Below are 18,856 nucleotides of genomic sequence, written 5' to 3' on the forward strand. Positions count from 1 at the left end.
CCCTCCAACAGGGGACGAACTTGGTCAAACTGTTCACGAGTGATATCGCTTGGATAATACTTCCTGCTCATTCCGGATCAATGTCATCACAAACCCGGTTTGGACAAAAAAATATCGTTCACGTTCTTAAAGGTTCTTTTCAGGTCTTTCAAGTTCATGTTCTACTCCGAACAGAAAACGTAAGAGGGGAAGAAACTTGCGGCTTCTCTCTTATCTATATATTACAGGTTGCCAGTTATTCCAAGTATTACTGAGAAAGGTTCAGTGTCTTCGACTCAAAAACGACATCAGCTGCTGATGAGGTGCTGCGATGGACGGGAAGGTATATCCGAGTGATATAAGCCGGCAACAGTTTGAGGCGATAAGAAGTCTGCTTGAGCAGGCGCGACATAGGACGAAGCCACGGTGCAACGACCTCTACGATGTGCTCGGCGCCATTCTTTACCTGCGCAAGAGCTGGTACAGAATGGCGAGCATTGCCAGACGATTTCCTAGGATGGACTACAGTACGCTACTACTTCGATTTGTGGACCAAGATGGGCAATTCGGGAAGCAGCCTGTTCGAACATGCATTAATAAAATCTGGTCAGGCACGAGCGTATGAGGAATGGGCTCGTCGAAAAAACATTTTTTGCTTTCTTAACGCACAAAGCGTGAAGAACGGTGATACGGCCCCGGGGCAAAGGATATGACGCTGGTAAGAAGGTAGCAGGCATCAAGCGCCATCTAGCCGTAGTTACCCAGGGCCTGCAACATGCAACCGAGGTCGCGGCAGCCAATGTGAATGACTGGAGGCGGCATACTGGCACCGCTGCTCAATGCAAGCACGCTATCTGATGTGGTAAGAATACTAGTCGATAGTGGCTATCGCTGTAAGTCATTCAGCCACGTGCAGCAATGATGCTTGGTGCAATCGTGAAGATTGCTCAGCGGCCGAAACCGCATTGCTTCGTAGTGATCTCGAAGCGATGGGGCGTGGAACGTTCCTTCGCCTAGCTCGATAAGTGCAATCGGATATGGAAAACTGAGAACGCACGCGCCACAACAGACAGCAGATGGTCGCGCTGGCTCCCTTGATGTCTTGCTACGGAGACTTTGAAGAGCTTTTTATACATAACAACCGGACCGCAACGCAATAGATGCTGCAACCATGGGGCATGCAGTATCCAACAATAATTAATTCAAAAATAAGCAAGTGGAAAATATCGGGTTCTTACCATATTCCCGAATCAAGAATAAATTATCGATGCCATAGATATTTTTATGAGTGCCTAAACAAGCCATAGAAATAAATATTGCATACCATATAAACAATTTGTAAGAAGCGGTTTGCTGACCTTAATTTTATAATTTAATGTTGCGTCGGAGATAACATTGAAAGCCGCGTAATGTCGTTAAGAGTATGTGTCGGTGTTTTACTTTGCATGGCTGCTTTTGTGGCTCATGCCGAGCTGCCAATGCAGATTGAGGATCTTATTACGGAGAGAGGTAAGTTCAAATTTGAAGGAGGGCTTTCCTATGCAAATAACGACCGACAGGAAATACTTACGGGTCGACCATTAAGCATTCAGATAGGCCCGGCTTCCTTCGTTTCGCTACCCTATTCTGTAACGGAAAGCAAAGGCAATAGTGACATTGTCGTAGGAACTCTTGGCCTGCGATACGGGCTATATGCAAGAACCGAGTTGTACTCTCGGATCAGTTACCTTTACAGCAGCCATCGCAACATTGAAGCTTCAAATATGAGTTACTCCAGTGATCAGAAATTGGCTGACGCTTGGGTAGGTGTGAATTACAAATTCAAGGAAGATGACGATACTCCGGCACTGTTAAGTTTTGTTGAAGTTGCCCTGTATGAAAAACACAGGATAAGTAATGCATATGCTAAGTCTGCTCTTCTGGGGCTTACAGCGTTTAAGGCAATTGACCCGATAGTCCTATCATTAACTGCCGCCTATCGCGCGAATTTTAAGCGTAGAGACGATCATGCCGCCTACGACCCGGGTAATACCCTGTTGCTTAATCCATCAATTGCATTTGCGGTCAATGATCGAATAACACTTTCTGCCGGTGTGCAATGGATGAACGCGCAGGCAGACACTGTTGAGGGAAAACCTCAAGGATTTAGAAGAACCAGTACAGATCTACTTATCGGTATGGCTTACGGATTTTCAAGAGGGCATACACTTTCTCTTTCGTTAAAACAAAATGCATCAGGTCGCGATGGGGCCGACCTCAGAGCAAACTGGCTATACACTTTCTGATCTACATGTATCGCTGGTGGTTTAAGTAGCCCTATTAAATTAACAAAGTAAAGGTTTAAAAGTATGTTTTTGAAAGAGTTATTGGCGGCAGGTGTATTGGCAATTTCTACACTTCCTGCTTTCGGGCAAGAGTTGGATACGAATTTAATATTTGAGGATAATCCTGTTGAGGTGGCCGCGTTGTCTCAGCAAGAGATGAAGGAAACTAAGGGCGCATGGCTTTTAATGCCCTTGGCCGGAGGTGTATTCAGTGGTGCCGGCTATTATTACAATAATCCAAACTGGAATTATGCTGGACTGACAACCGCAGTGACTACGGGGATGCTTGGAGGAGCTATTGGTGGATTCGCTGGCTCCGGAATTGCAACTTTGGGCAGCATGTATAGCACGCATGTGACTAGTTGGTAATAATTTTCTAAATAACTAAAGCCCATCTTCCTTGCTTCAATAGGAAGATGGCAAGTGTCTAGACAACAAGTGCATTGCGAAAGGGAAAGGTTCATGATCTTTCTTAATATTTAGTGGATGCGGTGAAAATATGAGCATTGGAGAAATACTATTCTTTTTCTTGGGCTTTACGTTGCTGGTAAAGTCGGGACAATATGCGAAACGATGTAAGGTGATACCGACTTTAAGCTTCGGGGCATTGTCATGGTGCGCTCTCTTTTTGCCACATATATTTATCTGGTCGGATCGGAATCAGAGAGAAATTAATTGGTGGGTACTATCCATAGGCGTCATAGGTATTATCGGAGTCCCATTACTCATGCTGTTATTGAATATGAAAAAACAAAAGCAATCGTAAATCATTGTTCTCTGATATGTATTGTTACTCTATCTGATCGTGAAAAACATACTTCGCTAACGATGGGCTTATTGTTAAAGCGCGGTTTTTCATATACGACTTGGCATAAAAGGGCTACGTTCTTGTAAAGAATTAATGTGCACCTGTACAGTAGGCGTTGATCAAACCCAAGGCTGGCTTAGTTTGGAAGATGAATGATTTTCGGGAGAGTGGTCCTTAATGGAGTTATGTGGGCGTTGATGATGATATCGTGGAAGGTGGCGAGGCAAGGCAGAGTTTTAATGTCAATATTTCTTGGTGCCTTGGCTTGGTGCGCGCTCTTTCTGCCTCGTATGCTGATTCGGCCCAATCCAGAACAAAAAAATACTGCATGGTGGTGGTTATTGATTGGAGCCGCGATATTTATTGGTGGTCCTTTATTGGTTCTTGCGGAAAGCAAAAGAAAGAAGAATTCTGATAACAATGCAAAATAAGTTTTGGACCTTAAGAATCGCAATTGCGATGGTCGCACTGTATTACGGTTCGATTGTGCAAGCCGAACATGCCGTGGTCATCGCGCCGACGCTGGCAGGTCACGTCCCTGTACAATCCTGGAAAACTTTGCGTGACAAGCAGGTCATAAAACAGGACAAGGATTTTTCCTGTGGTGCTGCTTCGCTTGCTACCATTCTGAAAGAATTTTATGACATACCAGTAACCGAGCGGGACTTGCTCTTGGCGTTGGATAATGAAGAGATGTGCTCTTCATTTGAAGACATGCAACGCGTCTTGCCTCAGTTCGGGTTTCGCGCTCATGGTTATGCGGTGACATATGAACAGCTTGCGAAACTCAAGATTCCCGTCATCGTATATCTCAAACACAGAAAAGATGAGCATTTTTCTGTACTGAGAGGTATTAGCGAAGACACCGTATGGCTGGCAGATCCTTCCCTTGGAAATCGAACTTATAGCAAAGCTCAATTTCTGGAAATATGGGAAACAAGGGGAAATTCCAATTTGAAAGGTAAATTCCTTGCAGTTGTGCCAGAAGGGTCTAGTTTTATTCTCGAGCATAAATTCTTTACTAGAACTCCTGAACGTCAAACCGCGCAGGCCATCAAACAATTGGTTTTACGGCCGCAATAAAAGCATTTTTGTGACATACAACTACGCGCTGATCTAGCGCGCGGCGTTTCTGCAAACCGCCGATCTTGACGATCCAAGTCGCTCGCAGCGGCATGCCCTGTAACGACTTGGCCAAGCACGCTGTTGGAGGCTAGCAAATAATACAAGGGTGTTGTTGCCAGACTGCATCACTACCCCGCAGGCATGCCGCTACAATGTAGGCATGACTGACACTCTGACTTCCGAACGGATTTCCGCGCTTCTCCGGCCCGCCGCCCAGCATGTGACGGTGCGCATCGTGGAGGAAACCGGCTCCACCAATGCCGACCTGCTGGCGGCGCTGCCCACACTGAGCGGTCCGGTGCTGCTGCAGGCGAAACGCCAGACCGCCGGCCGCGGCCGGGCGGGGCGCAGCTGGCATTCGGCGGAGGGCAAGTCGCTGACCTTTTCGCTGGCTTGGAAATTCCATCTGCCGGTGCATGCGCTGGTCGGCCTGCCGCTGGCGGCGGGCGTGGCCCTGGCCGAGGCGCTGGCCATGTTCAGCATCGATGCCAGGCTGAAGTGGCCGAACGATGTGCTGCTCCAGGGGCGCAAGCTGGCCGGCATCCTGATCGAATCCGCCGGCGCCGGCAGCGTTCCGCATGATGCCAGCTGGGCGGTGATCGGCGTGGGCATCAATATCGCGATCGACGACGGGATGGCCGCCGAGATCGGCCGGGCCGCCGCCGGCATTCCCTGGCTGGCCGACCTCGACCAGAACATGCTGATGGCAACATTGATCAGCAGCCTGGCGGAGGCGCTGGTGCAATTCGAACACGAGGGGCTTTCCGCGTTCACGGGGCGCTGGAATGCGCTGCATGCGCATGAGGGGCAGGCGGTTGTCATTCTCGATAACGGCAAGGTGCTGCACGAGGGCATCGGGCGCGGCATCGACGCCGCCGGCCGCTTCCTGATCGATACCCCGGCGGGACAGGTCGCCGTCATGGCGGGCGATGTATCGCTGCGGCCAAAGGAGGCTTGAGCATGCTGCTGCTGATCGATGCGGGCAATAGCCGGGTCAAGTGGGCGCTGGTGCCGAGCGGTGCGCGCGGCGCATCGGCGCTTGGCCAGTGGACCGCCTCGGGCATGGTCGACCATGCGCAGATGGCCACGCTGAGCGATACCTGGAGGGAGCACAGGATTGTGCGAGTGCTGGTGTCCAATGTCGCCGGACAGGAGATGCGCGAGAAGCTGGAACAGGCTCTCATGCGGGTGCTCGGCCTGCAGCCTGTGCCGCTGGAATGGTTTGCCTCCTGCGCCAGCCTGGCCGGCGTACGCAATCATTACCGCAATCCCGCGCAGCTCGGCTGCGACCGTTTCGCGTCGGTCATCGGCGCGCATGCGCTTTATCCCGGCAAGGCGCTTGTGGTGGCCACCTGCGGCACCGCCACGACCATCGATGCGTTGACGCCCGACGGCATCTTCCAGGGCGGAATGATCCTGCCGGGGCTGGGATTGATGGCCGCTTCGCTGGCGCGCCATACCGCGCAACTGCCCCGGGTTGCCGAAACGACGGGCATCACCGAAGCTTTCGCCGACCATACCGATGCGGCCATCATCAGCGGCTGCCTGGCGGCGCAGGCCGGCGCCATCGAACGCGCGATGCGGGCGCACCGGCAGCATTATCCGGACCATCAGCACCATGGCGACGTGCAATGCGTGCTGTCCGGCGGCGCGGCGCCGCTGATTGCGCCGCATCTCGGTTTCCCGCCCCTGCTCGTGGATAATCTCGTGCTGATCGGCCTGCATCACGTCGCCATGAATACATCATGCTGAAATTTTTCTTCTGGATCCTGCTCCTGGCCAATGGCGCCCTGCTGGCCTACCAGCTGGGCTATTTCGAGACCATGTTCCCGAGCGGGCGCGAACCGGCTCGCATCAAGAACCAGCTCAATGCCGACAAGCTGAAACTGGAAAAGCCGCCCGAAACCGATCCGGCAGCCCGGACCGAACCCGCTGCGCCGGCCGCATCATCCGCACCTGCCGCACCCGCCGCACCGGTGGCCCCGGCCAAGCCTGCGGCGCCGGCTGCTCCCGCTGCGCCATCGCCTCCTGTCACGCCTCCCGCACCAACCGCACCAACCGCACCCGCGGCCCCAGCGGCCCCAGCGGCCCCAGCGGCCCCAGCGGCAACGCCCGCGCCGCCGCCCGGTCCGGTCAGCGCCATGCCGGCTGAAGCCCAGGTGGCAACCGCCAGGACGGTTGCGCTCGATGCCGGCAAGCCCGTCGTGCTCGTCTGCGCGGAGATCGGCAATTTCAACGCGGAAGACGCGAAGCGGTTCAGCGCGCAGCTTGCGCCGCTGGCGCTGGGCCCGCGGGTCACGCAGCGCCAGGTGCAGGAAGTGGCAACGCACATGGTCTACATTCCGCCGCAGGGCGACAAGGAAGCCGCCGAGAAGAAAGCGGGCGAACTGCGCCGCCTCGGCGTCAGCGACTTCTTCATCATCCAGGACAATTCTCCCCTGCGCTGGGGCATATCGCTCGGCGTGTTCAAGATGGAGGAAGCGGCGCGCGCCCATCTTGCCAACCTGAATCAGAAGGGCGTGCGCACCGCGCGCATCGGGCAGCGCACCGTCAGTACCCACCTGGTGGCATTCCGCCTGCGCGACCTCGACGAGGAAAGCAGGAACGCGGTGCAGAAAATCAAGGCCGGTTACGCCAGGCAGGAAATGCGCAGCTGCGAGGGAGCATAAGCCGCATCGCGGCGGGGATTCATTCGCCGGCTGCGGAGCGGTCCCGGGTACGGTTGATCAACGCCTGCAGGCAGTCCGGGCAAAAGCAGCCGACGCCGCTGCCCGAGGCGTCGCGCACATAAGCTTCCGGCGGCAGTGTCGGCAAGCGGGTGCACCAGCAAGGCGACTCCGCCCGGCCCTCCGTCATGCCGCATTCAAAGATGGCGCCGCAGGCGGAACAGGTGCTCACGGCGTTTCATCCTTGTCTTTGTCTTGGTACTCGCCGGCTCGCCCGGACAGTCTTTGCATGGCCTTGTGCAGCAATTGCGTCTGTTCGGTGAAGTGGCGGCAGGCGTGGCAGGTCAGCAGATGCAGCTGCATGCGCGTGCGCTCGACCAGGGACAGTTCCCGGTCCAGGCCTTCGGATGTCAGCCGGTGGACTTCCTTGCAGGTCGGTTTGATCGACATGATGTTTCCCGTCAGTTGTGCTTGCCGAACCAGTTCAGGTCGAGGCATTCACGCAGTTGCAGGCGCGCCCGGTACAGCATTACCCAGGCATTGGAGGAACTGATCCGCAATTCCTTGCAGATGTCCGGGGTCTCCATTTCCAGCCATTCTCTCATCATGAAAATGCGCGCGGTTTTGGGAGGCAGTTTCTCCAGGCAGAGTTCCAGCATGCGAAAGAAATCCTTCTGTTCCAGCGCGGCGTCGGGGTCGCCCCAGCGGCGCGGCATGTCGACCACATGGCCGTCGGGACGGAACAGCGCATCGATGAAGTCGGCGTCGGACTGGTTGCCGTTGCCATCGGCCGCACCGTCGAGCAGCGTGGAGAACTGCACTTCACGCCGGCTTGACCGCATCGCATCGAGAATCTTGTGCTTCAGAATGCCGGTGACATAGGTGCGCAGGCTGGATTGCCCGGCGAAGTTGCCCGGCTTTTCCAGTACCGCCATCAGCGTCTCCTGGACGACATCCTCGGCCGCGGCATTGTTCCGCAGCTGCAACACCGCAAAGCGCACCAGGGCGGGGCGCAAGGCTTCCAATTCACTATTCGGGGGAACGCTCATAAAAGCTGGATGGTCATTTGATCAAACATGCGTAATACACCATTTTAAAACCAGGAAATCAACGAAGAATTCGAAACGTTTCCTGTAAAATCGCGAAAATTGATTTTCAGGACTGACCATGACCGATCAACTCGCTCCCGCCGCCGACCTGAGTGCGGTTGCTCCGCAAATCAAGGCGGAAATCCTGGCAGAAGCGCTGCCCTATATCCGCAAGTTCCACGGCAAGACCATCGTCGTCAAGTACGGCGGCAATGCGATGACCGAGGAACGCCTCAAGCATGGCTTCGCGCGCGATGTCATTCTGCTCAAGCTGGTCGGCATGAATCCTGTCGTCGTCCATGGCGGCGGTCCGCAGATCGACAATGCGCTCAAGAAGATCGGCAAGCAGGGCACCTTCGTGCAGGGCATGCGCATCACCGACGAGGAAACCATGGAAGTGGTGGAGTGGGTGCTGGGCGGCGAAGTGCAGCAGGATATTGTCATGCTGATCAACCATTACGGTGGCCAGGCGGTCGGCCTCACCGGCAAGGACGGCGGCCTGATCCGCGCCCGCAAGATGAAGCTGGCCGACCGCGAGAATCCGGGCCAGTTCCTCGACATCGGCTTCGTCGGCGAGATCGATGCGATCAACCCGGCGGTGGTCAAGGCGCTGCAGGACGATGCCTTCATTCCCATCATTTCCCCGATCGGCTTCGGCGAGGATGGACAGGCATACAACATCAATGCCGACCTGGTGGCCGGCAAGATCGCGGAAATCCTGAAGGCGGAAAAACTGATCATGATGACCAACATCGCCGGCGTGCAGGACAAGCAGGGCAATCTGCTGACCGACCTGTCGGCCCGCGAGATCGATGAAATGTTCGCCGACGGCACCATTTCCGGCGGCATGCTGCCGAAAATCTCGTCCGCGCTCGATGCCGCCAAGTCCGGCGTCAACACCGTGCACATCATCGACGGCCGCATCGAGCATTCGCTGCTGCTGGAAGTGCTTACCGAACAGGCGTTCGGCACCATGATCCGTTCCCACTGATCCGAAACACGGGCCGGCGCGATGCCGGTCCGTCGCTGTCGCAGTATCACCGCTGCCCGCGGGAATCGCTTGCCGGTCCCGCGGGCAGCGCCTTTTCCGGCGTGTTTTCCAAGCCGCGGCGCATGGGCTTGCCATGTCGACAACTTGTGCAGATTCCAACCCTGTTGCATTATTGCTCTAATGTAAGTTCCGGTGCGATTCCGGAAGGGCGGCAAGAGTGCGCATCGATCAACCACAATTCACCCGCGGCCATTCCCGCAATGGCCGCGAGGCAGTCTCATCAAGATAGTCATCATGCGCGACACGGTCTGGCTCTTCGATCTCGATAACACGCTGCACAACGCGTCACATGCGATTTTCCCGGCGATCAATGCAAACATGAATGCCTACATGGCAAAGGTGCTCGGACAGGACGACAGCCCGGCGGATCCGGAGACGGTCAATGCCGCGCGCATCGCCTACTGGAAGCGCTATGGCGCGACGCTGCTGGGCATGGTCCGGCATCACGGCGTGCGGATGGAGGATTTCCTGCGCGAGGCGCATGCGTTTGACGACCTGTCCGCCATGATCCGCGCCGAGCGCGGCGTGGGCCGCCTGCTCAGGCGCCTGCCGGGCCGCAAGATCCTGCTGACCAATGCGCCGCGCCGCTATTCCCATGACGTGATGCGCCACCTCGGCCTGCATCGCCACTTTGCCAAGCACATACCGATCGAGTCCATGCATGTGCACCGCCAGCTGCGGCCCAAGCCGTCGAAGCTGCTGCTGCGCAAGCTGCTGGCTAAAGAACGCCTCCGCGCCGGCCGTTGTGTACTGGTGGAGGACACGACCGACAACCTCAAGGCGGCCAAGGCGCTCGGCATGCGCACCGCCTGGGTCACGCAATACCTGGCGACGAGCCCGAATCATCAACAACTGGCCGGCATGCGCAGCCCGGCCCGTCTGAACCGGCGGCCTGCCTTCGTGGATGCCAAGGTCCGGTCCGTCATACAGCTGCCTGACATGCTGCACCGATTGCGCCACTAACGACAACGACGAGACATATGGCTACGACAAAACCGGGCGAACGCAAGCTTCAGATTCTCCAGACTCTCGCACAGATGCTGGAGCAGCCAAAAGGGGAGAAAATCACGACCGCCGCGCTGGCGGCCAGGCTGGAGGTATCGGAGGCCGCGCTGTACCGGCACTTCGCCAGCAAGGCGCAGATGTTCGAAGGGCTGATCGAATTCATCGAGACCAGCGTGTTCGGCCTAATCAACCAGATCAGCGAACAGCAGGAAAACGGCCTGTCGCAGGCGCAGGCCATCACCGGCATGCTGCTCAACTTCGCCGAGCGCAACCCCGGCATGACCCGCGTGCTGATCGGCGACGCGCTGGTCAATGAAGACGAGCGGCTGCAATTGCGCATGAACCAGTTCATCGAGCGCGTCGAGCTGGCGCTGCGTCAGTCGCTGAAACTGGCGGCAACGCAGGGGCAGGCCAGCGACATGGATGCCGTCAACCGCGCCAACCTGATTGCCTGCATGGTGGTCGGGCGCTGGCACCGGTTTGCCAAGAGCGGGTTCAAGCAGGTGCCGACCGATAATCTGCAAGGGCAGCTTGCGGTGCTGCTGGTTTGAGGTCGGCCAAACAGTTAAACATCATGCATGCAAGGCGGGCAGGAGCGGGATTTCACCGGTTGGTATCCGTGCGCTCATAGGCTGCAGAGACGAAACAAACTCGTGATACCCGGCGGCTTTCATCGTTCTCTCTTCGAATGCCGAGTTGATTTTGCGCCGATATTCGAAGAGTTGTCTTATTTCGCGCGCAGCTTGATGGGATAGCGCAGGAAATCCAAGGCCGATTAACTTGTCGTACTCGGATTGGGAATTTCTTTTTGTCGTGCAGGTGCTGCCTTGCCGCACGATGCCGACATAGCGGGTTGAGCCTACCACTGGAATTCTGCCTCCGGCATTTGCAAGCTTGCAGCAGACCAGAATGACAGACGGGCCTGTGCCGTGATCCGTCCCGGAACCGGCCCTTGGGCCGCGCCGCCCCATGAACGCCAAGCCGCTATCAACGCCAGCCGAATTTCCTTCAGCCGCTCCCTTTCCAGTCCCGTCCCGCACATACGACATTCGGGCCGCTGCAGCAAAATCCGAATCTCATTACACTGCCAGCCTCCTATACTCGGTGACGCCTGCCGCGGCGATGCGGCTGCAAGCCAACCAAAACAATCCATGACGCCTTCCAACAAATTTCCCGCACTTGCCTTCGCTTCGCTGCTCATGGGCGGCATGGCCATCGGTTTCGCCGGCATCTTCATGCGCCTGTCCGATGTCAATCCCATCGCCTCCGCGTTCTGGCGCATGGCGCTGGCCGCGCCGATCTTGTGGGCATGGGCCTTCGCGGTACGCGGACAGGATGTCGCCGCCGGCAAGCGCACCGGCTTCGCCGCCTCGCTGGTGCTGGCCGGGATCTATTTCGCAGCCGACATGGGCTTGTGGCATCTGTCGCTGCATTACACGACGGTGGCCAACGCCACGCTGCTGTCGAACTTCGCACCCATCTTCATCGCCTTGTGGATGTGGATCGCGTACAAGGCGCGCTTTGCCCGCGTCTTCGTGGTCGGCATGGTGTTCGCCCTGGTGGGCGCAATCATGCTGGTGGGGCCGAATGCCGCCGGCAACGGCCCCGCGCAGGGCAGCATGAAGCTGATCGGCGACGGACTGGGGCTGGCCAGCGCGGTGTTCTATGCGGCCTATCAGCTGGCGGTCAAGGATGCGCGCAGCCAGTATTCCACCGCGAGGCTCATGGCATGGAGCACTACCATTACCGGGCTGGCCCTGCTGCCGTTCGCGCTGATGTCGCCGGGTGCCTTCTTTCCGGCGCAACTGTCGGGCTGGCTGCCGCTGCTGGCGCTGGCGGTGGTCGCGCAGATCGGCGGCCAGACCGTGATCGCCTATGCGCTCGCGCATCTGCCGGCCTCGCTGTCCTCGGTGAGCCTGCTGATCCAGCCGCTGACCGCGGCGGTGGCGGCATGGCTGATTTTCCAGGAGGCGATCGGACCGGTCCAGATGCTCGGCGGCGCCTTGCTGCTGCTGGGCATCTATCTGTCCAAGCGCGGCAGCTGATGTGCCGGCGCCATCACGCAATGACTTGCTGATGCACTGATGCCCCGGCAAGCGGGCAAGGCGGCCTTACAATAGCGCCTTGCTCCGCACCGCTTCAAGAGATTTCCTTGGCCTCGACTTCCATGTCCGCTACCTCGCCCGCACCGGACCTTCCCGCGTGCTATGCGCTGCTCGACGACAGCAGCGCGCACGCCGGTGAAGCCCGTTCGCGTCTTTACACCGCGCATGTCGACACCCTGCAATGCGACGATGCCGCAGATTTCCCCGGCATGCTGGAACGGCTGCAGCAGGCGCTGCGGCAAGGCTTGCATGCGGTCGGACTGTTCACCTACGAGCTCGGCGCCGCCATGCAGCGCATCGACGCCCGCGAACAACAGGGGCCGCTCGCGCGAGTACTGCTGTTTTCGCGCTGCGACCTGCTGACCGGCGAGCAGGCGGAGCGGTGGCTTGCGCGGCAGGATGGAGACGCCGGGCCGGCGGGCATCGCGGGCGTGCGCTCCAGCGTCGACGAGCAGGCTTTCGGCGAAGCCATCGCCCGCATCCATGCCTATATCGAAGCAGGTGACACTTACCAGATCAATTACACCTACCGCATCCACTTTGATGCCTACGGTTCGCCAGCCGCGCTTTACCGCAGGCTGCGCGCACGCCAGCCGGTTCCCTACGGCGCGCTGATCGCGCTGCCCGACGGCGCGAGCGTGCTTTCCCTGTCGCCCGAGCTCTTCGTGCGGCATGAAGGCGGCGTGCTCACCGCGCGCCCGATGAAGGGCACCGCGCCGGCGAGCGACGATCCGGTGCGCGATGCGCGGCGCGCCGCCGCGCTGGCCGCCGATGACAAGAACCGCGCGGAAAACCTGATGATCGTCGATCTGCTGCGCAACGACCTCGCCCGCATCGCGCGTGTCGGCAGCGTGCGGGTGCCGGCGCTGTTCCAGGTCGAGCGCTACCGCAGCGTGCTGCAGATGACCTCGACGGTGCAGGCCGACATGCGGCCCGGCGTGCGCCTGCAGGAGGTGTTTTCCGCGATCTATCCCTGCGGTTCGATCACCGGCGCGCCGAAGCGGCGCACCATGCAGATCATCCGCGAACTGGAGCTGCTGCCGCGCGGGCTGTACACGGGAGCGATCGGCTGGTTCGATCCCTGCGCGCCGGATCGGGAAGCGGGCGATTTCTGCCTGTCGGTGCCGATCCGCACGCTGGCCCTGGCGCCGCCACGAGACCGGCAGGGCGGCGGCATGCGCCGGGGAGAAATGGGCGTCGGCGCGGGCATCGTCCATGACAGCGTGGCCGCCGACGAATACCAGGAATGCCGGCTCAAGGCGGGTTTCCTGACGGGCCTGCCGAATGAATTTTCGCTGTTCGAAACCATGCATGCCGAGCGCGGCGCAGGCATCCGCCATCTCGACCGGCACCTGCGGCGCCTGCGGGCATCCGCCGCTTATTTCGGCTTCGGCTGGGATGCGCCGGCGGTGCATGCGGCGCTTGCGCAAGCCTGCGCGGCGCTGCCGGAAGGGCCCCATCGCCTGCGCCTGGCGCTGGCGCAGGACGGCAGTATCGAGATCCGCAGCGGAGCGCTCGCGCCGCTGCCGCCAAGGGTGAAGGTCCTGCTCGCGCCGCAGCCGATGCGCTCGGACGATCCTTTCCTGCGGCACAAGACGACGCTGCGCGCCTCCTACGATGCGGCCTGGCAGGCGGCCGAAGCGCAAGGCGCGTTCGACATGCTGTTCTTCAATGAGAAGGGCGAACTCACCGAGGGCGGCCGCAGCAATGTATTCGTCAGGATCGACGGCCGCTGGCTGACGCCGCCGCTTTCCTGCGGCTTGCTGCCCGGCGTGATGCGGGAAGTCCTGCTGGCAGAGCTGGGAGCCGGCGAGCAGGCGATACGCCTGGCCGACCTGGAGCGCGCCCGGGAAATCCTGGTCTGCAATGCCTTGCGCGGCGCGCTAGCGGCCGAGCTTGTCCGGCACTGATGCCATCACCGGCGACGGCTGGAACACCACCAGCCAGGTCGCCAGCACCACCAGCGCACAGCCGATCAGCGTGTTCGCATTGATGGTTTCGCCGAGGAATATCGCACCCCATGCCAATGCGAACAGCGGGATCAGGAAGGTCACCGTCAGCGCCCTGGTCGGACCGAGGTCGGCAATCAGGCGGAAGTAGATGAAATAGGCGACGGCGCTGCACAGCAGGGCCAGCAGCGATGCGATTACCAGCACGAAGGGCGTGAGTTCGCCCGGCATCGACGATGCGCCCGCGAAAGGCAGCAGCACCAGCGCCGCGCCCAGCTGCGAACCGGTGGCCATCTGCGGCGGCGCAATGCCCGCCGACTTTTTCTTGGAGTAGGCGCCGGCGATGCCGTAGCACACCGCCGCGCCGACGCAGGCCAGCGCAGCCAGCAGCACCTGGGAGGTGAAGGCGACCGGCCCCAGCCGCACCAGGAAGGCCACACCCGCCACGCCGATCACCAGCCCGGCCAGCTTGCGTGCGGTCAGGCGCTCGCCGAGCACGAGGGCGCCGACCAGCGCGCCCCACAGCGGGCTGGTGGCGTTGACGATCGCGGAGTAGCCTGCCGGCAGCGTCATCGCCGCGAAGGAAAACAGCGAGAAAGGCAGCGCGGAATTGAGGATGCCGAGCATCAGGTATTGTTTCCAGTGCTTGCCGAACTCCATGTTTCTGCGGGTCAGGAGCATGAAGGCCAGCATCGCGATGCCGGCCAGCGCCACCCGTGTTTCGGCCGTCCAGAATGCGCCCAGCACCGGCGCGACGATGCGCATGAAAAGAAAGGATGCGCCCCAGATGGCGGCGAGGATCAGGAGACGGGTCAGGTCGGCACTACGCATGGCAACTCCGGTGGATTCAGACGCACAGCATAGGCGAAAGAAGACGACCGTGCTGGCCGGATTCGGACACGTCGGCCCCGGAGTTTTTTCTGCTCAATGCGCTCCGGCCACTGCCCGCTGGCGCGATGCCAGCACGGCCCCGAGCACCAGCGCGCCGGCCGAAAACATCAGCCCGCGTTCCAGTCCGCCGGCAGCGTCGGAAATCCAGCCGACGACGGCGGGGCCGACGATCTGCCCGAAGGCGAACACGGTGGTAAAGCCGCTGATGCCCGCCGACCATGACTGCGGCGGCAGATTGTGCCGCACCAGCGCGGTGGTTGATGCGACCACCGACAGGAATACCGCACCGAACAGGATGCCGGAGGCGAACACCGCCGCAAGCGAATGCGACAGCGCCGGCAGCACCGGCAGCAGGGTCGCCACTGCGAGCAGCGCATTGAGGATGGCCAGAGACTGCCCGCCCTTGAAACGGTCCAGCATGCCCGCCCAGATGCGCGACGAGGCCACCACCGCAAGGCCGAGGCAGGCATAGAACACCGTGATGGTCGCCTGCTGCATGCCCTGTTCGCGCAGCAGTGCGATGACGAAGGTCATGTAGCCGATATAGCCAACGCCGAACATGAAATAGCCGGCCAGTCCGAAAGCGAATGCGCGCAGGCGAAAGCCGCCCTGGCCATTCGCCGCCGCCGGCGCGCCGTCGATGCTGCGTGCCGGCAGCGCCATGAGCAGGGTCATCAGCAGGCACAGCGCGCCCAGCGCCAGCCATGCCCATTGCCACGCATGCGCGCTGCCTTGCGAGGCGGCCGCATCGATTGCCGCGGGCACCAGCAGCGCCGCGAACACGATGCCGAATCCGGTGCCGCCGTAATACAGGCCGATCAGGAAGCCGGCGCGGCCGGGATGCAGCGCGCCCAGCCGCGCGGCCAGCACGCCGCCGGCAATGAAGATGAAGGCGCTGGCGACGCCGGCCAGCACCCGCTGCGTCAGCAGCAGCGACGCCTCGACAACGAAGCCCGACAGCAGCATGAACAATGCCGTCAGCAGCGCGCCGCCGATGAGCGCGGCCTGCGCGCCGAAGCGGCGCATCAGTGCCGGCGTGACCAGCGCGCCGAGGAAATAGCCGAAGGCATTGGCGGTATTCATCGCGCCGGCCAGCAGGTACGACCAGTCCAGGTCGCTGCGCATCGGCGGCAGCAGCAAGGCGTAGGAGAAGCGCGACAGGCCGAGAGAGATGGCCGCGCCCAGCGAGATGCCCAGCGCGACAAGCAGGGGACTGCGTTCGGCAAGACCGGAGCGCGCCGTCATGTCTTGCGCACTGCGGATTTGCCGGACGGTGAAGTCAGCACCAGGCCCATCGCCATGAGCACGATGACGCCGCCGACCAGGGTCGACCAGCCCACCGATTCCTGCAGGAAGAGGAAGGCCCACAGCATGCTGAACAAGGGAATCAGAAAGGACACGCACATCGCCCGCGTCGGCCCGACCTTGACGATGAGCGGAATGAAGATGGCCTGCGCCAGGCCGGACGACAGCAATGACATCGCCACGATGCAGCCCAGCGCCAGGCCGGAAGGCATGGCCGGCGGCAGTGAAAAGGGCAGGGCCGGCAGCATCATCAGTCCGCCCAATGCCAGCGATCCGGTGGCCATGGCAATCGGATGAATGCCGCCCGGCTTGCCGGTCTTCTGCACGATGATGCTCGACATCGCATAGGACGCCGCCGCCGCGAGGCAGGCGCCAATCGCCAGCAGCGTGGGCGCGCGCATCGCCACCGACCCGATGCCCACCAGGATGCCGACGCCGATGATGCCCAGCACCAGGCCTGCCAGCTTGCGCAGCGTCAGCGTCTCTTCCAGCCAGACCACGGAAAACACGGCGCCGAACAGCGGCGCGGTGGCATTGAGCACCGCCGAATGCGCGGCCGGCAGATGCAGGGCGGCGAAGGAAAAACAGGAAAACGGAATGACGCCGGCAAACAGCCCGACGACGGCAAACGGCTTGAGGTTGCGCCGCCAGTCCATGCGCACGCCGGTGGCAAGGGCGAAAGCCATCAGCGCCATTCCCGCCAGGCCGGTGCGCAGGGCGGCGGTGAGCACAGGACCGGTTTCCGGCACGGCGATGCGGAGAAAGATGAAGGACCCGCCCCAGATCGCGGAAAGGAACACCAGCTTGGCGAGGTCGGATGCGGACATGAAGGCGGCGCGGGAACGAGGAGTCTTGATGAGTGAAGGGGCCGGTCGATTGTAGCACCGGCCTTTGCGTGGCGTCGGAGCCACTGCGCAGGGCGGTTTTCATTGAGCCGGCACAAGCGGCGCGCGCGCTATGTCAGGCAGTTGACACAAGCCAAAGAGATCTTGTCCAAAAAACAAAATAATCACGGCAAGGGAGAAGAACACTCATGCTTACGTTAAGACGCCTTGCCGACCTGGTGGTGATGGCACTGGTTGCGATTCCGCTTTTCGGCTGCGGCGATGCAGTAACAAGGGACGCGCGCAGCGGCAGCCAGTCCCGTCCGGCATCCGACGCGATGTCGCAGAAGCCGGCTCCGGATGCCGATGAAGCGCGGGATATGACGGCCGCGGATGAGGCCATGATGAACCGGATCAGCCGCATCGAAGGGCGCCATTTCGATCTTTACCGGCATTACCGCATGCTCGCCGCCAGGCAGATGCATGGGACCGCCGACGGCGTCGATGATGAAGTGGATGATGATGGCGCAGATGGTGCGGAGGGTGCCTTGAGGCATGCGGTTATCAGCTTTTCCGCATCGAGCCTGAGCCATGCACTCAGCGGCTGCTCGATGCGGGCACTGATGACGCTGGATTGAGCAGATGCGGCGGCGGGGTTGATCCCGGTCTCGGAATCGCAATCGGAATCTGAATTGCAGCTGCAGCCGCCCGCATCCTGCGGGCCGGAACCCCATTCATTATTTCTTGACGCTCGCTAATTCCTTTGCGACGCAAGCGTCCGCCCGCAACGGCTTATCGCCCTGCGCCGGATCAGCTTTGCTCGCCGTGGGCATGGCCGCATACCGGGCATGAAGCGCTGCGGCCCACCCGTATGCTGTTCCATTCCATGCTGCGCGCATCGAGCAGCAGCAGCTTTCCCGCCAGCGACTCGCCGATACCCGCGACCAGCTTCAATGCCTCCGCCGCCTGCATCGTGCCGATGATGCCGACCAGCGGCGCGAACACGCCCATGGTCGAGCACAGCACTTCCTCGAATTGCTGGTCTGGCGGAAACAGGCAGGCATAGCAGGGCGCATCATCGCGGCGCGTATCGAACACGGAGATCTGGCCGTCGAAGCGGATCGCCGCCCCCGATACCAGCGGAACGCGGTGCTGGACGCAGGCGCGGTTGACCGCATGGCGCGTGGCGAAGTTGTCGCTGCAGTCGAGCACGACGCCGGCCTGGCTTACCAGCTCGGCAAGACGCGCTCCCTCGACGCGCTCGGCAAGCGCGATGACTTCCACTTCCGGATTGATTCCTGCAAGCGTCTGCCGCCCCGATTCCGCCTTCGGCCGGCCGACCCGTTCGGTGGTATGCAGGATCTGGCGCTGCAGGTTGGTCAGGTCGACGGTGTCATTGTCGACCAGCGTGATCCTGCCGATGCCGGCCGAAGCAAGGTAGAACGCCGCCGGCGATCCCAGGCCACCGGCGCCGATGACCAGCGCATGGCCGGCCAGCAGTCTTTCCTGTCCTTCGATACCGATGTCATCGAGCAGGATGTGGCGGGAATAACGCAGCAGCTGATTGTCGTTCATGGCGCGGGCAAGGGCTTGAAGGAGTGGCGGTAGCTTAGCATCTTTAACCCGCCGCAGCGGCGGCGGGACGCGATGCCCGCCATGCCCCGGAACGGATGGTATCAATGTGTCGCCATGCGATGCCTGTCCGCATGGCGACACATGACTGCATGGGCACAAAG

21 protein-coding genes and 1 pseudogene are annotated in these 18,856 nt (G+C 60.3%); 15 read left to right on the top strand and 7 right to left on the bottom strand.

Translation table 11 applies throughout. The features are described 5' to 3' along the window. From FH061_RS30920 to FH061_RS09340, 9 genes and pseudogenes are all read left to right on the top strand, one after another. Window positions 1-254 (top strand): hypothetical protein (locus tag FH061_RS30920; protein ID WP_225984564.1); only part of this gene is annotated, 254 nt, incomplete at its 5' end. Window positions 255-310: 56 nt separating this feature from the next. After that, window positions 311-1,099, top strand: a pseudogene (locus tag FH061_RS30925) (IS5 family transposase). A 289-nt stretch (window positions 1,100-1,388) separates the two neighbouring features. Next, window positions 1,389-2,264, top strand: a complete 876-nt coding sequence (locus tag FH061_RS09310) for a transporter (RefSeq protein WP_151635286.1) — start codon at window positions 1,389-1,391, stop codon at window positions 2,262-2,264. Between the two features lie 63 nt (window positions 2,265-2,327). Beyond that, window positions 2,328-2,672 (top strand): hypothetical protein, encoded by a 345-nt coding sequence (locus FH061_RS09315; RefSeq protein ID WP_151635288.1) that lies wholly within the window; start codon window positions 2,328-2,330, stop codon window positions 2,670-2,672. Window positions 2,673-3,298: 626 nt separating this feature from the next. Then, complete coding sequence (locus FH061_RS09320; RefSeq protein ID WP_151635290.1) at window positions 3,299-3,526, top strand: hypothetical protein; 228 nt, start codon at window positions 3,299-3,301, stop codon at window positions 3,524-3,526. Window positions 3,527-3,531: 5 nt separating this feature from the next. Next, a complete protein-coding gene (locus FH061_RS09325) occupies window positions 3,532-4,194 on the top strand; it encodes a C39 family peptidase (RefSeq protein WP_225984565.1) in 663 nt (220 codons plus the stop codon). Between the two features lie 202 nt (window positions 4,195-4,396). Continuing rightward, complete coding sequence (locus FH061_RS09330) at window positions 4,397-5,194, top strand: biotin--[acetyl-CoA-carboxylase] ligase (protein ID WP_151635292.1); 798 nt, start codon at window positions 4,397-4,399, stop codon at window positions 5,192-5,194. 2 nt (window positions 5,195-5,196) lie between these two features. Continuing rightward, complete coding sequence (locus FH061_RS09335) at window positions 5,197-5,988, top strand: type III pantothenate kinase (RefSeq protein WP_151635294.1); 792 nt, start codon at window positions 5,197-5,199, stop codon at window positions 5,986-5,988. After that, window positions 5,982-6,905, top strand: coding sequence for an SPOR domain-containing protein (locus FH061_RS09340; RefSeq protein ID WP_151635297.1), 924 nt, complete (start codon window positions 5,982-5,984; stop codon window positions 6,903-6,905). The genes FH061_RS09335 and FH061_RS09340 overlap by 7 nt, the downstream gene beginning before the upstream one ends. Window positions 6,906-6,924: 19 nt before the next feature. On the opposite strand, the gene FH061_RS09345 is transcribed toward FH061_RS09340, so the two are convergent. The 3 genes from FH061_RS09345 to FH061_RS09355 are packed head-to-tail and all read right to left on the bottom strand — an operon-like array spanning window position 6,925 to window position 7,951. Beyond that, window positions 6,925-7,134, bottom strand: a complete 210-nt coding sequence (locus FH061_RS09345; RefSeq protein WP_151635299.1) for a cysteine-rich CWC family protein — start codon at window positions 7,132-7,134, stop codon at window positions 6,925-6,927. Continuing rightward, window positions 7,131-7,352, bottom strand: a complete 222-nt coding sequence (locus tag FH061_RS09350) for a zf-HC2 domain-containing protein (protein ID WP_151635301.1) — start codon at window positions 7,350-7,352, stop codon at window positions 7,131-7,133. Before FH061_RS09350 ends, FH061_RS09345 begins: the two co-directional genes overlap by 4 nt. Before the next feature lie 11 nt (window positions 7,353-7,363). Continuing rightward, a complete protein-coding gene (locus FH061_RS09355) occupies window positions 7,364-7,951 on the bottom strand; it encodes a sigma-70 family RNA polymerase sigma factor (protein ID WP_151635303.1) in 588 nt (195 codons plus the stop codon). A 118-nt stretch (window positions 7,952-8,069) separates the two neighbouring features. Here FH061_RS09355 and argB point away from each other — a divergent pair, with 118 nt between their 5' ends. From argB to pabB, 5 genes are all read left to right on the top strand, one after another. Further along, entirely contained in the window at window positions 8,070-8,981 is a 912-nt protein-coding gene (gene argB, locus FH061_RS09360; RefSeq protein ID WP_151635305.1) for an acetylglutamate kinase, read from the top strand. Window positions 8,982-9,275: 294 nt separating this feature from the next. Then, window positions 9,276-10,004 carry a pyrimidine 5'-nucleotidase gene (locus FH061_RS09365; RefSeq protein WP_151635307.1) on the top strand — a complete coding sequence of 243 codons (729 nt, stop codon included), beginning with the start codon at window positions 9,276-9,278 and terminating at the stop codon, window positions 10,002-10,004. 17 nt (window positions 10,005-10,021) lie between these two features. Then, window positions 10,022-10,597, top strand: coding sequence for a nucleoid occlusion factor SlmA (gene slmA, locus FH061_RS09370; RefSeq protein ID WP_151635309.1), 576 nt, complete (start codon window positions 10,022-10,024; stop codon window positions 10,595-10,597). Between the two features lie 600 nt (window positions 10,598-11,197). After that, window positions 11,198-12,091: a DMT family transporter gene (locus FH061_RS09375; RefSeq protein WP_151635311.1), complete on the top strand. Its 894-nt coding sequence runs from the start codon at window positions 11,198-11,200 to the stop codon at window positions 12,089-12,091. 122 nt (window positions 12,092-12,213) lie between these two features. Continuing rightward, window positions 12,214-14,061: an aminodeoxychorismate synthase component I gene (pabB, locus tag FH061_RS09380; RefSeq protein ID WP_151635800.1), complete on the top strand. Its 1,848-nt coding sequence runs from the start codon at window positions 12,214-12,216 to the stop codon at window positions 14,059-14,061. Here the strand turns inward: pabB and FH061_RS09385 are convergent. From FH061_RS09385 to FH061_RS09395, 3 genes are all read right to left on the bottom strand, one after another. Next, the gene (locus FH061_RS09385) at window positions 14,035-14,931 is read right to left on the bottom strand and encodes a DMT family transporter (RefSeq protein ID WP_151635313.1); all 897 of its coding nucleotides are present in this window, start codon (window positions 14,929-14,931) and stop codon (window positions 14,035-14,037) included. The genes pabB and FH061_RS09385 overlap by 27 nt on opposite strands. 93 nt (window positions 14,932-15,024) lie before the next feature. Beyond that, window positions 15,025-16,236: a YbfB/YjiJ family MFS transporter gene (locus FH061_RS09390; protein ID WP_151635315.1), complete on the bottom strand. Its 1,212-nt coding sequence runs from the start codon at window positions 16,234-16,236 to the stop codon at window positions 15,025-15,027. Further along, window positions 16,233-17,123: a DMT family transporter gene (locus FH061_RS09395; protein WP_151635317.1), complete on the bottom strand. Its 891-nt coding sequence runs from the start codon at window positions 17,121-17,123 to the stop codon at window positions 16,233-16,235. Before FH061_RS09395 ends, FH061_RS09390 begins: the two co-directional genes overlap by 4 nt. Window positions 17,124-17,329: 206 nt before the next feature. Between FH061_RS09395 and FH061_RS09400 the strand changes: the two genes are divergently transcribed. After that, complete coding sequence (locus FH061_RS09400) at window positions 17,330-17,758, top strand: hypothetical protein (protein WP_151635319.1); 429 nt, start codon at window positions 17,330-17,332, stop codon at window positions 17,756-17,758. Between the two features lie 172 nt (window positions 17,759-17,930). Here the strand turns inward: FH061_RS09400 and FH061_RS09405 are convergent, their stop codons facing one another. Continuing rightward, window positions 17,931-18,695: a HesA/MoeB/ThiF family protein gene (locus FH061_RS09405; RefSeq protein WP_151635321.1), complete on the bottom strand. Its 765-nt coding sequence runs from the start codon at window positions 18,693-18,695 to the stop codon at window positions 17,931-17,933. Window positions 18,696-18,856 lie beyond the last annotated feature (161 nt).

Origin of the sequence: Noviherbaspirillum aerium, from assembly GCF_008929045.1 — a bacterium.
Classification (GTDB): Bacteria; Pseudomonadota; Gammaproteobacteria; order Burkholderiales; family Burkholderiaceae_D; genus Noviherbaspirillum; species Noviherbaspirillum aerium.

Bases quoted from the DNA above. Each gene is read 5' to 3' on its own strand.
- FH061_RS09325 (WP_225984565.1), top strand. From the start codon at position 3,532: ATGCAAAATAAGTTTTGGACCTTAAGAATCGCAATTGCGATGGTCGCA.
- FH061_RS09390 (WP_151635315.1), bottom strand. From the start codon at position 16,236: ATGACGGCGCGCTCCGGTCTTGCCGAACGCAGTCCCCTGCTTGTCGCG.
- FH061_RS09405 (WP_151635321.1), bottom strand. From the start codon at position 18,695: ATGAACGACAATCAGCTGCTGCGTTATTCCCGCCACATCCTGCTCGAT.
- argB (WP_151635305.1), top strand. From the start codon at position 8,070: ATGACCGATCAACTCGCTCCCGCCGCCGACCTGAGTGCGGTTGCTCCG.
- FH061_RS09365 (WP_151635307.1), top strand. From the start codon at position 9,276: ATGCGCGACACGGTCTGGCTCTTCGATCTCGATAACACGCTGCACAAC.
- FH061_RS09395 (WP_151635317.1), bottom strand. From the start codon at position 17,123: ATGTCCGCATCCGACCTCGCCAAGCTGGTGTTCCTTTCCGCGATCTGG.
- slmA (WP_151635309.1), top strand. From the start codon at position 10,022: ATGGCTACGACAAAACCGGGCGAACGCAAGCTTCAGATTCTCCAGACT.
- FH061_RS09310 (WP_151635286.1), top strand. From the start codon at position 1,389: ATGTCGTTAAGAGTATGTGTCGGTGTTTTACTTTGCATGGCTGCTTTT.
- FH061_RS09385 (WP_151635313.1), bottom strand. From the start codon at position 14,931: ATGCGTAGTGCCGACCTGACCCGTCTCCTGATCCTCGCCGCCATCTGG.
- FH061_RS09355 (WP_151635303.1), bottom strand. From the start codon at position 7,951: ATGAGCGTTCCCCCGAATAGTGAATTGGAAGCCTTGCGCCCCGCCCTG.
- FH061_RS09375 (WP_151635311.1), top strand. From the start codon at position 11,198: ATGACGCCTTCCAACAAATTTCCCGCACTTGCCTTCGCTTCGCTGCTC.
- FH061_RS09315 (WP_151635288.1), top strand. From the start codon at position 2,328: ATGTTTTTGAAAGAGTTATTGGCGGCAGGTGTATTGGCAATTTCTACA.
- FH061_RS09400 (WP_151635319.1), top strand. From the start codon at position 17,330: ATGCTTACGTTAAGACGCCTTGCCGACCTGGTGGTGATGGCACTGGTT.
- FH061_RS09335 (WP_151635294.1), top strand. From the start codon at position 5,197: ATGCTGCTGCTGATCGATGCGGGCAATAGCCGGGTCAAGTGGGCGCTG.
- FH061_RS09340 (WP_151635297.1), top strand. From the start codon at position 5,982: ATGCTGAAATTTTTCTTCTGGATCCTGCTCCTGGCCAATGGCGCCCTG.
- pabB (WP_151635800.1), top strand. From the start codon at position 12,214: ATGTCCGCTACCTCGCCCGCACCGGACCTTCCCGCGTGCTATGCGCTG.
- FH061_RS09330 (WP_151635292.1), top strand. From the start codon at position 4,397: ATGACTGACACTCTGACTTCCGAACGGATTTCCGCGCTTCTCCGGCCC.
- FH061_RS09350 (WP_151635301.1), bottom strand. From the start codon at position 7,352: ATGTCGATCAAACCGACCTGCAAGGAAGTCCACCGGCTGACATCCGAA.